9 protein-coding genes and 2 pseudogenes are annotated in these 13,921 nt (G+C 72.0%); 3 read left to right on the forward strand and 8 right to left on the reverse strand.

Annotated features, from left to right (window positions below; genetic code table 11):
• Positions 1 to 10 precede the first annotated feature (10 nt).
• The 3 genes from BLV72_RS05215 to BLV72_RS05225 form a co-directional block, all read right to left on the reverse strand.
• Complete coding sequence (locus BLV72_RS05215) at positions 11 to 1,654, reverse strand: AMP-binding protein (RefSeq protein ID WP_093460590.1); 1,644 nt, start codon at positions 1,652 to 1,654, stop codon at positions 11 to 13.
• Positions 1,655 to 1,724: 70 nt separating this feature from the next.
• Entirely contained in the window at positions 1,725 to 2,507 is a 783-nt protein-coding gene (locus tag BLV72_RS05220) for an SDR family NAD(P)-dependent oxidoreductase (protein ID WP_093460592.1), read from the reverse strand.
• A gap of 113 nt (positions 2,508 to 2,620) precedes the next feature.
• The gene (locus BLV72_RS05225) at positions 2,621 to 3,661 is read right to left on the reverse strand and encodes a LysR family transcriptional regulator (RefSeq protein ID WP_244320664.1); all 1,041 of its coding nucleotides are present in this window, start codon (positions 3,659 to 3,661) and stop codon (positions 2,621 to 2,623) included.
• A gap of 300 nt (positions 3,662 to 3,961) precedes the next feature.
• Between BLV72_RS05225 and BLV72_RS05230 the strand changes: the two are divergent.
• A pseudogene (locus BLV72_RS05230) lies at positions 3,962 to 5,307 on the forward strand (serine-threonine protein kinase).
• A 49-nt stretch (positions 5,308 to 5,356) separates the two neighbouring features.
• Here the strand turns inward: BLV72_RS05230 and BLV72_RS05235 are convergent.
• Positions 5,357 to 8,203 (reverse strand): penicillin acylase family protein, encoded by a 2,847-nt coding sequence (locus BLV72_RS05235; protein WP_093460595.1) that lies wholly within the window; start codon positions 8,201 to 8,203, stop codon positions 5,357 to 5,359.
• 201 nt (positions 8,204 to 8,404) lie between these two features.
• On the opposite strand from BLV72_RS05235, the gene BLV72_RS05240 reads away from it, so the two are divergent.
• Positions 8,405 to 9,016, forward strand: a complete 612-nt coding sequence (locus tag BLV72_RS05240; protein ID WP_086710055.1) for a hypothetical protein — start codon at positions 8,405 to 8,407, stop codon at positions 9,014 to 9,016.
• A gap of 237 nt (positions 9,017 to 9,253) precedes the next feature.
• The gene (locus BLV72_RS05245; RefSeq protein WP_093460596.1) at positions 9,254 to 9,715 is read left to right on the forward strand and encodes a MaoC family dehydratase; all 462 of its coding nucleotides are present in this window, start codon (positions 9,254 to 9,256) and stop codon (positions 9,713 to 9,715) included.
• Between the two features lie 44 nt (positions 9,716 to 9,759).
• Here BLV72_RS05245 and BLV72_RS05250 read toward each other — a convergent pair whose 3' ends face one another.
• The 4 genes and pseudogenes from BLV72_RS05250 to BLV72_RS49685 form a co-directional block, all read right to left on the reverse strand.
• Positions 9,760 to 10,404, reverse strand: a complete 645-nt coding sequence (locus tag BLV72_RS05250; protein WP_059146967.1) for a TetR/AcrR family transcriptional regulator — start codon at positions 10,402 to 10,404, stop codon at positions 9,760 to 9,762.
• Positions 10,405 to 10,505: 101 nt separating this feature from the next.
• The gene (gene pabB, locus BLV72_RS05255) at positions 10,506 to 12,632 is read right to left on the reverse strand and encodes an aminodeoxychorismate synthase component I (RefSeq protein WP_093460598.1); all 2,127 of its coding nucleotides are present in this window, start codon (positions 12,630 to 12,632) and stop codon (positions 10,506 to 10,508) included.
• A gap of 43 nt (positions 12,633 to 12,675) precedes the next feature.
• Positions 12,676 to 13,709 (reverse strand): annotated as a pseudogene (locus BLV72_RS51920) (3-deoxy-7-phosphoheptulonate synthase).
• A gap of 8 nt (positions 13,710 to 13,717) precedes the next feature.
• Positions 13,718 to 13,855, reverse strand: a complete 138-nt coding sequence (locus BLV72_RS49685) for a 3-deoxy-7-phosphoheptulonate synthase (RefSeq protein ID WP_244320665.1) — start codon at positions 13,853 to 13,855, stop codon at positions 13,718 to 13,720.
• Between the last annotated feature and the right edge of the window lie 66 nt (positions 13,856 to 13,921).

Below are 13,921 nucleotides of genomic sequence, written 5' to 3' on the forward strand. Positions count from 1 at the left end.
ACTTTCTCTTTCATCCTCGCAGTTCCCGCCGGAGGATCTTGCCACTGGTCGTCTTGGGCAGCTCGGGCAGGATCTCCACCTCGCGCGGGTACTTGTACGCGGCGAGCCGCTCCGCACAGTACGCGGACAGCTCGTCCGGTGTGGCCTCGGCCTCCGGTCGGAGGCTCACATACGCCTTGACCGTCTCGCCGCGGTACGCGTCGGGTTTGCCGACGACGGCCGCCTCCCGCACGGCGGGGTGAGTGTAGAGCACGTCCTCGACCTCGCGCGGCCACACCTTGAACCCCGAGGCGTTGATCATGTCCTTCTTGCGGTCGACCACGTACAGCCAGCCGCCCTCGTCCATGAAGCCGATGTCGCCGGTGCGCAGCTCCCCACCCGGGAGGGCGGCCTCGGTGGCCTCCGGGCGTCGCCAGTAGCCGGGCACCACCATCGGGCCGCGGACGACGATCTCGCCCTGCTCGCCGAACGGCACGTCCTGCCCGGCGTCGTCCACGATGCGCACGACCGTGTCGGCGCCGGGGACGCCGACGGCGAGGGTGCCGGAGACCGGGTCGACGGGCGCGCGGACACCGGGCGGGACGCTGGCGCAGGGCGCGGTGCACTCGGTGAGCCCGTAGCCGTTGTGCAGATACGGGCCGAGGGCCGTCTGGAACCGCTCGACCAGTGCGGGCGGCAGCGGGGCGCCGCCGGAGGAGATGATCCGGAAGGACGAGAAGTGGTCGCGGGTGGCCTGGGGGTGGGCCATCAGCGCCATGAAGGCGGTGGAGGGGCCCACGGTGTAGACGGGGCGGTGCTCGGCGAAGGCGTCGAGGACGACGCCGGTCTCGAAGCGGTAGGCCAGGGCCAGGGTGCCCGCTCCGGATATGCACGCGCACAGCTCGCAGACCATGCCGGTGATGTGGAACAGCGGGGCCAGCGCGAAGAGCGTCGAGCCTTCGGGCAGCTCGTGGAGGAGGTGCTGCCGGTCGGCGTTGTAGGAGATGTTGCCGTGGGTGTTGGTGGCCCCCTTGGGGGTGCCGCTGGTCCCGGAGGTGTAACTGATCAGCGCGATGTCCTCGGCGCTGGGCGCGGGGACGGACGGCGGGCGGGCTCCGGCGCGGGCGACGGCGAGGAGGTCCTCGGTGTCCGCGGGGACCGGGAGGGGCTCCTCGCGCAGCACCCGCTCGTCGTCGCGGGTCTGCAGCTCACGGGCGTCGGCGGTGAACGCGATGCGCACCGGGGACGCGGCGGCCGTCTCGCGGATGTAGTCCTCCCAGGCGTGGCGGGAGCAGACCAGGGCACTCACCTCGGCGTCGCCGAGGATGTGTGCGAGCTCGGCGCCCTTGTACATGGGGTTGACCGGGACGACCGTACCGCCCGCCTTCCACGCCGCCAGCAGCGCGATCACGAAGTGCGGGGTGTTCTGGAGCATGATCGCCATCCGGTCGCCGGGCCCGAAGCCGCGCTCGGCGAGATGGCCGGCTATGCCGTCGGAGAGCTCATCGACCTCGCGGTAGGTCAGCCGTCCGTCGAAGTAGGCGAGCGCCGGATGGCCGGGGGCGGTGCGCACGGCGTCCCGGAAGGCGTGCAGCGGACTCGGCCGCGGGGTGATCTTCCGGCGCTGTGCCTCGGTGAGCTGGGCGAGCCATGGCTGGTCCTGGTACGTGGTCATGGGTGCGGCCCTGTCTGGACGGGGGTGAGGGTGGTGGTGCGGAGAGTACGGGAGCGGCGGACCCGCGGGGTCAGCCCGAGGTCCCGGATGCCGCCTCGAGCTGCTCGAGCTTGCGCTGCAGCTTGTTGATGCCGCCCAGCCAGCGGTCGGTGTCGCCGGCGCGGGCCGCGTAGTGACGGGCCACCTCGGGGTGCGGAAGGATCAGGAAGCGCTCCTCCTCGATGCCCGCGAGGACGGCGTCGGCGACCTGCTCGGGCTCGATCGCGGTGGGCGCCAGCACCAGGTCCCCGGCGGTCCCGGTGGCGGTCAGCATGTCGGTGCGCACCCCCTGCGGGCAGACGGCGTGGACGCCGATGCCGCGGTGGCGGTAGGTGGCGGAAAGCCATTCGGCGAAGGCGAGCGCGGCGTGCTTGGAGACGGCGTAGGGCGCCGAGCCGATCATGGTGAGTATTCCGGCGGCGGAGACGGTGGCGACGAAGCGGCCGCTGCCGCGCTCCAGCCACTCGGGCAGCAGTTCCCGGGCGGCCCGCACATGGGCCATCACATTGACGTCCCAGGACTGCTGCCACAGCTCCTCGTCGGCCTCGGGGCCGCCGTCGTGGCCGACGCCCGCATTGGCGCAGAAGATGTCGATGGTGCCACCGAGCGCTTCACGGGCCGCGGGCACGATGCCGGAGGCGTCGCCGGGGACGGCGGTCGCGCCGATCGCCTCGGCGACGGCGGCGGCCTTGGCGGCGTCGAGGTCGTTCACCACGACCTGGGCGCCCTCGGCGGCGAAGCGCCGGGCGAGCGCGGCGCCGATGCCACCCCCCGCCCCGGTGACCACAACACGCGCCCCACGCACGGTACCCACGATTCGCAGCTCCTCGGATCGACTCGGATCGGCTCCTGCCCGCAGCGCAGACTAACCAGTCGGTATGTGTAAACGGAAGAGGCACACCGGCCTCCCGGCGCACGGCCGGCGGGTTACCGGCCGGGGCGCTTCTTGCGCATCACCCCGCGCCAGCGGGCGTTCTCCCCGGCGAGCGCGTCCCACAGCACATTGAGCGGATGGCCGGGGTCCTGCGCGGTGCGCTCCCCGGCCCGTACGAACACCCCGATCAGCACTTCCAGCTCCGGTCCCACCCCGTCGGTCAGCTCCAGGGTGCGCAGTCCGGCACCGGCGCGGATCCGCCCGTCGGCCACCGCGTCGCCGATGCCCTCGGTGACCAGCACACAGCCGCGCAGCACCCCCGAGGAGAGCAGCTCCAGCCCGTACTGCACGGTGTCGATCTCGGCCGCGATATGCAGCTCCTGGCGGTAGCGGGCGCCGAACCAGCCGCGCAGAAAGCCGGGTATGAGGCCGTCGGCCGAGACCGCGAGCGGCAGCCGGGGCAGCTCGCTCACCGGGACCGAGGGCCCGGGCAGCTCCTCGGCATCCAGGTTGGTGACCAGGGACAGCCCGCTGCGCCGCCACTCCATCACCTCGAAGCCGTCGAGCCGGCCGTCGTGGCCCGCCGTGGTGAGGACGCTGCCACAGACGAGGTCGAGCTGTTTGGCGTCGAGCCGCTCCAGCAGATCCCGGGTGCGCACATGCTCGACCTTGAGCTCGACACCCCGGCGGTCGAATTCCCCGGTGACCAACTCCACGGCATTCAGCAGAAAGCCGAGGGTGTAACGGGTGGAGCCGACACAGAGCCGGCTGCCGAGACGGCGGCGGCTGTCGCGCAGCCCCTCCAGCCAGTCCTCCAGGGTGCCGCGCGCGAGTCCGGCGAGCGACTCCCCGGTCGCGGTGAAGAGCACATTCTGACTGCGTCCCCGTTTGACCACCAGCGGCTCTCCGCACAGTGCGCCGAAGTTCCGGTTCAGCGTGTCCAGTTGTTTCTGCACACTGGACTGCTCCCGCCCCAGCAGCCGGGCGGCGCCCAGCGCGGTGCCCGCCTCATGAACCGCGAGCAACGTCCTGAGCTGGTCCATCGTGGTGTCCAGCAGTGCCGTCGGGTACTGCCATCGATCCTTTAAGGGCATTTAGGCCTTCCGCTCGAAGAGTATTCGGCACCCCCATGACGTTTCCGTTCGCAGCATAGTGCAGCGCCTTCCGGGTGAACTGATCCCGAGAACAGCGGGGATATTCTCCCGATGGATATTCGGGAATTCCCTATCTCCGGATGGCGGCGGAGCCCGGCATTCCAGGTTCCGTCCGCGTCATTCCGGGTAAGTCGAACGGCTGGCCGATTGTCCGACGGTGACCGTATGCGTGTCGTATGGTCAGCGGACGGGGCAGTTGGGACGATGCACGCACATCGGGCCATCCAAGGGGGAGCAGCGATGACGGGGATGAGCGTACGGCCGTACTGGGAGCTGAGATTCGACGCCTACGGGGACGTCGACTTCCGGCAGCGGGACCGGCTGCTGGAACAGGCCGCCCAGCGGGACCTCACGGATCTGGTGATATTCGCGCACGGCTGGAACAACACCCGGACGATGGCCACACGGCTCTACGACCGCTTCTTCGCGCCCTTTCCGGAGCTGCTCGGCGAGGCGGGCCCGGCGCGGCTCGGCTATGCGGGGGTGGTGTGGCCGTCGATGCGGTTCGCGGACGAATCGCTCGCGGGCTCACCCCCGGAGCCGGCGCCCGGTGCGCCCCCGGGGCTCGACGCGGACACCCGGCGCCCGGGGCTCGACGCGGACACCCGGCGCCCGGGGCTCGACGCGGACACCCACCGGGCGCTGGACGCGGTCTTCCCGGGGCGGCGGCAGATCGTGGCGCGGCTGGCCGAGTTGCTGGCCGAGCGGTCCGAACGGCTCGCGGCGCTGGACGAGTTCGGGGTGCTGGTGCGCGGGCTGGTCCGGGTCCGGGGGAGTACGGCGCGGCCGGGGACACAGACGAAGACGGCGTACCGGCGATGTTCGGGGAGGACGTGGCGGAGGTCTGTGAGCGGTTCGCCGCCGCGCTGACCGAGGCGCGCGGCAAGTCCGACGCCGAGGACCGCGCCTTTCCCGACAGCGGGCTCGGCGGGCTCTGGGACGGGGCGCAGGAGCTGCTCCGCCAGGCGACGTACTACGTGATGAGGCGACGGGCCGGCGCGGTCGGGCGCGAGGGCCTGGGACCGGTGCTGGGCGCCCTCGCGGCCCTCCGGCCCGCCCCGCGGCTCCATCTGGTGGGCCACAGCTTCGGCGGCCGGCTGGTGTCGTACGCGCTGACCGGGCTGCCCGAGGGGGCCGCGGTGACGTCGGTGACCCTGCTCCAGGGGGCGTTCTCGCACTACGCGTTCGCCGAGCGGCTGCCGCACGCCGCCGACCGCCGCGGCGCCCTGCACTCCGCGGTCCACCGGGTCCGCGGGCCCGTGGTGTCCTGCCATTCGCGCCATGACACCGCGCTCGGGCTGCTGTACCCGGTGGCGTCACGGGTCTTGGGGGACGATGCCTCGCCGCTGCCGGACGACACCCGCTGGGGGGCGATCGGGTACGACGGCGTCCAGGCGGTGGAGGGGTGCCCGCGCCTGGACCTGGCCAAGGCGCTGGAGGGCCCGTTCCCGGCGGAGGGCTGTGTGAGCGTCGATGTCTCGGAGGTCGTACGGCACGGTGTGCCGCCGGCCGGGGCACACAGCGACATCTGCCATGAGGAGCTGGCCCGGCTGGTGCTGCGCGCGGGCCGCATCGGCGAAGGGTAGCGGGCCGGGGGCGGGGCCTCGCCGGGTGCGAGGTCCCGCCCCGGTGGCCTCAGCGGTGGGCCGGGAACTCCACGACCTGCTGGAAGGTGGGCCGGTTCTGCCAGCTGATCTTGTCGTGGGTCAGTCCGCCGACCGCCCGGTGGATGATGGCGTCGGCGCACCACTGGTCGCCCGCCGAGCAGTTGTCGTCCCCCGGGTAGACCTGGGCCGCGGTCTTGCCCACGGCCGTCTTCAGGCTGGTCAGCAGGGCGTCACGGCAGGCGCTGAGCTGTCCTCCGCCGCAGTACGGCCGAGCCAGCGGCCCCTTGACGTCCTCCCCGAGGACCGAGCGCAGATCCTTGTCGACATAGGACCACCAGCCGTACTGGAACGAGGATCCGGCGTGCGAGCCGGTGGGGCCGTGTCCGGCCGAGGGCGCCTCGTCGACGGTGAGATTGGCGCGCAGGGCGTCGTAGAGGCCGTCGCCCAGTCCGGATTTGAACTCGGCCTCGACCAGCAGCGGCCACCAGGCGTCCATGATCCGTACCGCGTCGGCGTGTCCGTAGGTGTGCGAGCCGGCGCTGGTCTCATGGCGCTGTGAGCCCGCCGACTGCCAGGACTCGAGCTGCTGTGCGGCGGTGGCGAGCTGGGGGTCGTCGATGGGCGCCGAGCGCAGCACCTTCAGCAGCTCCGGCAGCACGTCCTCGCCGCGCAGATCGGTGACGGCGGCCTCGGCCATGGCACGGGTGAGCGCGGAGCGGGTGACGCCGCCCTTGCGGACCAGGGCGCGCACCCGGTCGTCGAGGAGGTTGCCGCGGTGCACCGAGCCGTTGCCGAAGCCGGCCGCGCTGTAGTCCTTGGCCAGCTTGTTGTTCCAGCTGATGTAGTAGTCCTGGTCGATGGACTGGGGGTGTTCGGCGGGGGGTGTGGCGGCGGCGGTGTTGTCCTTGGGGTCGAAGTCCCGCCATTCGTAGGCGGTTTCACCCTTCACCGGCAGCGAGGCGTCGACGTCCGCGGCGCGCACCGGGTTGAGCCCGCTGTTGTAGTAGCCGGTCTGCCGGGAGTCGGCGTAGAACCAGTTGAAGGTGTAGTTGATGTTCTGCGCCGCGCTCTGGAAGGACTTGGCGTCGGTCACATGGCCCGGGTCGTTGAGCATTTGGAAGCCGATGATGGAGTCGGCCTCGTGGCGGTAGGTGGAGCGCAGCATGGTGTAGGCCACCGGTTTGCCGTCGACGGTCGCGCGATGGGTCACCAGCCCGTACTTGGTGCGGTAGACCTGCATCCGGTACGAGCCCGCGGCGGTGGAGTCGGCGAGGGTCGGCTTCCAGGCGTTGCGCCGCTCCAGCTTGTCCATCGCCACGCAGTCGCCGTGGTAGCGGTAGTACGTGGAGTCCTTGGACGGCGTGGAGCCGTCCGGGGAGCACAGCTCGACCGCGTAGGTGTCGGTGATGTCCTGGCCGGAGGTGGTGGCGCTCCAGGCGTAGTCCTGGCCCCGGCCGAGCTGGATGTACATCCCGACCCCCGCGAAAGAGGCGCCGCGGGCGCTGATCCCCGGGCCCTGGAGCTCCTGGAGCATCAGGAGCTGCGGGGCGAAGTAGCCGGTCTGCGGGCCGAAGACGGCCACCGGGTGGCCGCTCGCGGTGTACTTGCCGGAGACCACGAGCGCGTTGGACATGCCCTTCTTGCGGCTGAACAGATCGCGGGGCAGCACTCCGTCGTCGTAGATGCCGCGCAGTGGCTCCAGTGATGCCTTCGGGGCCTTGACCTTGGTGCGGGCCGTGGCGCCGGACGTGGTGGTGGCGCCGCCCTCGCGGTCGTAGACGAGCTGTTCGGGGGTGACCGAGCCGGCGTCGGGCAGCGCGGTGCCCTTGGGCGCGGCGGGCTTGCCGGCGTACGGGAAGCTGCCGTCGCGTACGGTCAGCGCCGCCTCGGGGTCGTTGCGCTCGCGGAAGGACTCCCACACCTTCGCGCCCTCGGCCAGGCCGTACTTCTGCTGGGCGGCGAGCAGCGAGAGCGCGCCCTCCACCTCGCCGCCCCCGCCGTTGCCGAAGAGCGCGCCGACCACGGAGGCGAGGGCGATCAGGTCGGTGAGCTTGAACGGCTGGATCTCACCGGCGTTGGTGATCGCGTCGATATGGCCGGTGAGCACGTATTCACCGGGGAAGTAGCGGCCGTCCTTGGCCTTCTTGGCGTAGGCGTTGATGCCGTCGACGTACGCCTGGGCGTCGGCCAGCGCCTGGCGGCCGCGCTCGCCGCCGTGGGCGAGGATGTAGTCGACCTGCGCCTGGTAGTCGGCCTCGGTGTACGGCGCCTGGCGGAAGAAGTCCTGTTCCAGGCCCTGGTTGGCGGGGGCGCCGCCGGCGAAGGAGGTCAGCTCGCCGCGGCCCACGTGGCGGAAGAGGTCCATCAGCCACAGCCGGTCCTGGGCGGCGGCGTATCCGGCGCCGTATTCGGTGCCCTCGCGGGTGGTGCCCTGGATGTGCGGGACGCCGGTCTTCGTGTCTCGGGTGATCGTGACGTCGCCGCGCGGCTTGGTCACGGAGGCCACCTGATCGGCGGGGACTCCGAAGGAGGAGTCGTTGAAGAAATTCGTCAGCTTGTCGTCGGTGAGAGTGGGGTAGTCGCTCGCCAGGTCGCCGTACGGGCCGAGTTGGTCGGCGCTGTGCTCGGGGTGGGTGCCCAGCACCCGGTTGGCGAGGATGTCGGCGAGGGTGGCGTTGCCGGTGGCGCCCGGCGGGAGGATGTCGGAGCACTGGCCCCGGCAGTAGTCGGTGGCGGCCGCCGCGGCGGGCTCGGCCCGGGCCGGCTGTGGCACCGGCGCCGCGAGGGCGACGCCGAGGCCCAGCGCGGCGGCCGCGGCGAGCACGGTACTGGTGAACTTCCGGGTTCTGGTGGGCCTGGGGGTTCGTCGTCGCATGTGCGCTCCTCCCGATTGCCGTCGCGACGGAGGTTACCGGCGGTATTACCAGCCCGGAAGATGAGCGGACGTCAACTTCGTTGCGGGAGAGGCCCAATGAGGACTGCCGGCGAAAGTCCGGGGAATTCGATGGATCCGGATCGCACTGCGTTACGTCCATTCGACAACGAGTCGGGTCCGCACTCGCGGAGGTGGTATGAAGTGGCCGGTTTCAGAGCACTGGCACGAGAAGTTCGCAATCCACGCAGACACATCACTGCTCGGCGCACATCGCTGCGCAAATGCCTTGAACGGTTCGCGCCGTACGGGCACCGGGCGACCTGGCACCATCTGTGCACCCGCTCCGGGATCCCCCCGGAGGACCGCAGGCCGGACCCCCTACGACTGCTCACCGCACTGGAAGAGCTCGAGGAGGCCCGCACGCTGTGGCTCGCGTACGAGGCGGACTTCGCCGCCCGGCGCAGGCAGGAAAAGCTTCTCGGCATCCGGCAGCCGAGCACCGTCGACGACTGGCATCTGCGCACCTGGGGCGGATGCGACATCATTCCCTGCGAGAGCCCATCGACCCATCCCGGCGACCGCCTCGCGGACGTGCTGCGACGGCTGATCGCCGCGATGGAGTCGGGACCGGGGTCGGCCTGCCCCGTGTGTGCGCAACGGGGCCTGGTCTGGCGCGAGGACCTGGACCGCTATCCATCGGCCGGGCCGGTCTGCGCGGACTGCGGCATCGTGGTGCCGCTGCCGCTGCTGACCACCGAGGCGCTGGCGGCGTCCCGGGGCACGGTCCGGCTGGGCCGCTACGCCACCGTATGAGGCGCCACCGTACGGCACCCGGCCGCCCCTGGCCGGGAGCGCGCTCGCCGGAGTCCCCGCACCGGGTGGCCGGCGAGCGCGCGGCAACCCCGTGACGAGGACCGGCGAACGCTGAGGTCCGCCGGTGGCCGCGTCGGCGCGGAGCCCGCGTGCGGGGGCGCGGCGCGCGTTGACAGGGCCCGGGTCGGCCAACCATGCTGAGCAGTCGCTTAGTGAGTGGTTGCCCGGGAGGCACGCATGGCAGAGCCCAGGATCTTCACCTCGCCCGATGACCTGCGATCCGCGGTCGGCGAGGAACTCGGCCCCAGTGACTGGCTGGAGATCGACCAGAAACGCATCGATCTGTTCGCCGACGCGACCGGCGACCACCAGTGGATCCATGTGGACCCGGACAAGGCCGCCGCCGGTCCGTTCGGCACCACGATCGCGCACGGCTATCTGACGCTGTCCCTGCTGCCGTCGTTCACCCCGCAGCTGCTGCGGGTCGAGGGCGTGCGGATGGGCATCAACTACGGCGTGAACAAGGTCCGCTTCCCCTCCCCCGTCCCGGTCGGCTCCCGGCTGCGCGCCACCGGCCGGATCGTGGAGGTGTCCGAGGTCAAGGACGGGCTGCAGATGACGCTGGCGGTCACCCTCGAGCGGGAGGGCGGGACCAAGCCGGTGTGCGTGGCGGAGTGCGTCGTCCGCTACTACGCCTGACGACGGCCGTCGCTCCTACGGCAGGTCCTGACCGGCCGTCGTCCTCACGGCCGCCGGTCCTGACCGCCGTCGGCGCCCACCATGCGCAGCACCAGCCCCGCGTAGAGGTCGCCGACCTCGTCGGGGGTGCTGCGCCCGCGGGCGTTGAACCAGCGGGCGACGTCGATGCACAGGGACAGCACCGCGACCGTGGCGCCGCGCACATCCGGGACGTCGAAGGCGCCCGCCTTCACCCCGTCCTCGATGATCGAGCGCACCGCCCCGTCCGTGGCCTTGCGGACGGCGATGACCTCGGCGTGGTGCTCCTCGGCGAGCGCGCCGAGCTCGTACTGCACCACCCGCGCGGTCATATGGTGCTCGGCGTGCCAGCGGACGAAGGCGCGCACGGCGCGGGCCAGCCGCTCGGCGGGTGTGCCCGCGCTGTCCCGCTCCCGCTCCACGATCTCCAGGGCCCGCTCATGGCCGACCTTGCTGATCTGGTAGAGCAGCTCTTCCTTGGTCTTGTAGTGGATGTAGAGGGCGGCCGGGCTCATTCCGGCGCGGCTCGCGATGTCCCGGGTGGTGGTGGCGTGGTAGCCGCGCTCCGCGAAGGCGTGCACGGCGGCGCTCACCAGCCGCCGGGCGGCGTCGGGGGTGATGTCGCCCCAGGGCTCGATCCCGCCCCCGCTGTTCTTCGGCTCCGCGTCCATGGCGGACACCCTACACGGAGAGTGAGCAAGCGCTTAGAGGTCCCCGGGGGTCCCCGCGGGGCCATCCCGGACGGCCGTGCCCGCTCGACGCCGCTGCCCGCTCAGCGGGCGGCCGCCGTCTCCGTGCCCACCCGGCCGGGGAACTCCGCGCCCAGCAGCCGCAGCAGCGGGGTCGCCTTCACGGCCGTCTCCTCGAACTCCTCGTCCGGGTCGGACAGCGCCACGATCGCGCCGCCCACTCCGTACCGGATCCGGTCCGGGGTCACCACCAGGGTGCGGATCACGATGCTCAGATCGCAGGCCCCGGACAGCGAGAAATAGCCGATGGCGCCCGAGTACACACCGCGCGGGCCCGCCTCCAGCTCGTCGATGATCTGCATGGTGCGGATCTTGGGCGCGCCGGTCATCGATCCGCCGGGGAAGGCGGCGCGCACGCTCTCGACCGCGGAGCTGGACGGCCGCAGGGTGGCACGCACGGTACTGACGAGCTGATGCACCGTCGCATACGTCTCCACGTCGAAGATCTTGGGCACCCGCACCGACCCCACCTCGGCGGTGCGGCCGAGGTCATTGCGCACCAGGTCGACGATCATCAGGTTCTCGGAGCGGTCCTTCTCGCTGGTCGCCAGGTCGACGCGGAGCAGCTCGTCCTCGGCCGGGGAGCCTCCGCGCGGCCGGGTGCCCTTGATCGGCTGAGACTCGACGGTGCCGTCCCCGAAGACCCGCAGAAAGCGCTCGGGCGAGGTGCTCAGCACGGACAGCGGGCCGAAGCGGAGCAGGGCGGCGAACGGGGCGGGGCTGAGCCGGCGCAGGTACTGGTAGGCGGCCCACGGGTCCACCGGTCCTTCGGCCTCGGCCATGTTCGTCAGGCACACCTCATAGGTCTCCCCGGCCGTGATCAGCTCCTGGCAGGTGGCGATCATCTCCAGATAGCGCTCGCGGCCGTGGCGCAGCCGCAGCCGGCCCGGGCCGTCGGTGAGCGGGGTGCGGCGGGGCTCCTGGCCTGCCAGCTCCGCCAGCCGGGCGGCGGTCTCGCGCAGCCATGCCCGGGCCGGTTCCTCGCCGCCTCGCTCAGCGCCCTCCTCCGCGAGGGCGAGGAGATAGGTGGCCGAGGTCTCGTGGTCGAAGACCACGGCGCGGTCCGCGAAGATCATCGCGGCGTCGGGCTCCGGGCAGCGGTGGGTCCGCTCACCGCCGCACTCGGCCTTGAGCTCGTACCCGAGGTATCCGGTCCAGCCGAGGGCGTAGTCGAAGGGCAGCGCGGGCAGTTCGACCCGGGCGGCGCGCAGGTCGCGCTCCAGCCAGGACAGGAACTCCTCGTGCAGGACCTCGTGGGAGCCGTCCGCGGTGACGGTGACCGTGCCCGCCCAGGTGTCGGCGGTGGCGACCCGGGCCAGCGGCCCCGAGGCGTCCCCCATCATCGAGAACCGTCCGCGCTCGCCCCCGACGGCGCTGCTGTCCAGCCAGAAGGCGTGCCGGTCGGCGCGGAAGAGCCGGTCGAAGACGACCTCGTCCGACCAGCGGGTGGGCAGGGTCTCCACCAGGACCCGCAGGGACCGCGGCGTGGCACGCGGCGCGGCGGTGGGCGCGACGGCGCCGCGCGGGGCGCGCGGGGCGCGCCGCCGCGCCGGTCGCACCCCGTGCCCGGTCTGCCAGGAGCGGGTGAGGTCGGCGAAGTTGCCCAGCAGCAGCCGACCGTGCTCGGTGCAGATGGACTCGGGGTGGAACTGGACGCCCCACAGGGGCCGTTCCCGGTGGGCGATCCCCATCAGCACACCGTCCTCGGTCCATGCGGTGGCCCGCAGCTCCTCGGGCAGGTCGGTGACGGTCAGCGAGTGGTAGCGGACGACGTCGAAGGGGCTGGGCAGCCCGGTGAAGAGGCCGGAGCCGTCGTGCGCCACCCGGGACAGCCGGCCGTGCCGGGGCTCCGGGGCCCGGACCACCCGGGCGCCGCTGAGCAGGCCCACCCCCTGGTGGCCCAGGCAGACGCCGAGCAGCGGCAGGGCGCCGTCGAGGATGATGTCGCGGCAGACGCCGAAGTCGGCCGGGCGCTCAGGGCTGCCGGGCCCGGGAGAGATGACGACGTTGTCGAAGTCCCGCAGCATCTCGGGCTTCCAGCCGGGGTCGTCGTGCCGGATCACCTCGGGCTCCCGGCCGTTGACCTCGGCCAGGTAGTGGAACAGGTTGTAGGTGAACGAGTCGTAGTTGTCTACCAGCAGCGTGCGCATCGAAACCTCGAACCTATCGGAACTTAGGGATGACGGGCACGGTTCACGCCGCGCGGAGCAAGGCGGTGAACGCGTGGACCGTTTCGGCGGCCTGCTCGGGGTTCAGCCGGGGGTCACAGGGAGACCGGTACCGGGGGAAGGCGGCGGTCCCGGCGTCCGCGGGATGGGCGACGCATTCGGTGACCGGTTCCGGTGTCAACTCCAGGTGCAGCCCGCCGGGCCACTGACGGCGGTCCCGCAGGATCCGGTGGAACGCGGCGACCTCGTCGAGGATCGCCCGCAGGGATCGGGTCTTGTGACCACTGCCGGAGCGGATCGTGTTGCCATGCATGGGGTCGGTCAGCCAGACCACCGGGATCCCGGTCTCCGCGACCGCCTCGACCAGCGGCGGCAGCAGCCACTCGATCCGGTCCGCGCCCATGCGCACGATGAAGGTCAGCCGGCCGGGCAGGCGCTCGGGATTGAGCAGACGCGACAGCTCCACCAGGTCCGCGGGGGTCGCGGACGGTCCGACCTTGACGCCGACCGGGTTGCGGATCGAGGCGGCCAGCCGGATGTGCGCGCCCTCGGGTCCCTGGTCCGCTCGCCGATCCAGCCGAAGTGGACGGAGGAGGCGTGGCCACCGCCGTCGGCGGCGCGGAGCAGGGGTAACTCGTAGGCGAGCAGCAGCAGTTCATGGGAGGCGAAGATCCGTTCGGCCGCGTCGTGCGACGTCTGTTCGGCCCGCATCGTGGACAGGACGGCGGCCGCGCGGTCGTAGGCGGTGAGCAGCCGGTCCGGGTCGGGAATCCGGGTGCGGGGGTCGGCGGCGGCGCCGTTGACCGCGTCCCCCCGGTAGACGGGCAGGGAGGTCCCGTCGGGGAGCGGTTCGTACGGCAGCGATCTGGGCTTGGCGTACTGGCCCGCGATACGCCCCATGGTCACCACCGGAAGGCCCAGCCCGGTCCGGATCTCCGCGGACAGCTCGCGCAGTTGCCCCAGCTTGCGCCGCACCACGGGGGGCGCGGCATCGGCGAACAGTTCGGCGCAGTCGCCGCCCTGGAGGACCACCGCCTCCCCGCGCTGCACCCCGGCCATCCGCCGGATCAGCTCCCCGGCCTCCTCGGGGGAATCAGCGGGGGGCGGCCGCCCAGGGCGCGCCGGACCTCCTCGAGCCGGTCCGGGTCGGGCCACGGCGGCTGCTGAGCGGTCACCTTCTCCGCGGTCGGGCCGGGAGCGGTCATGTAAGGAAGCCTCCACTGGTCGAGCCGGACACATCCCGCGCAAGCGCCGCGACTTCCGCTGAAGCG

Origin of the sequence: Streptomyces melanosporofaciens, from assembly GCF_900105695.1 — a bacterium.
In the GTDB taxonomy this organism is placed as follows: Bacteria; Actinomycetota; Actinomycetes; order Streptomycetales; family Streptomycetaceae; genus Streptomyces; species Streptomyces antimycoticus.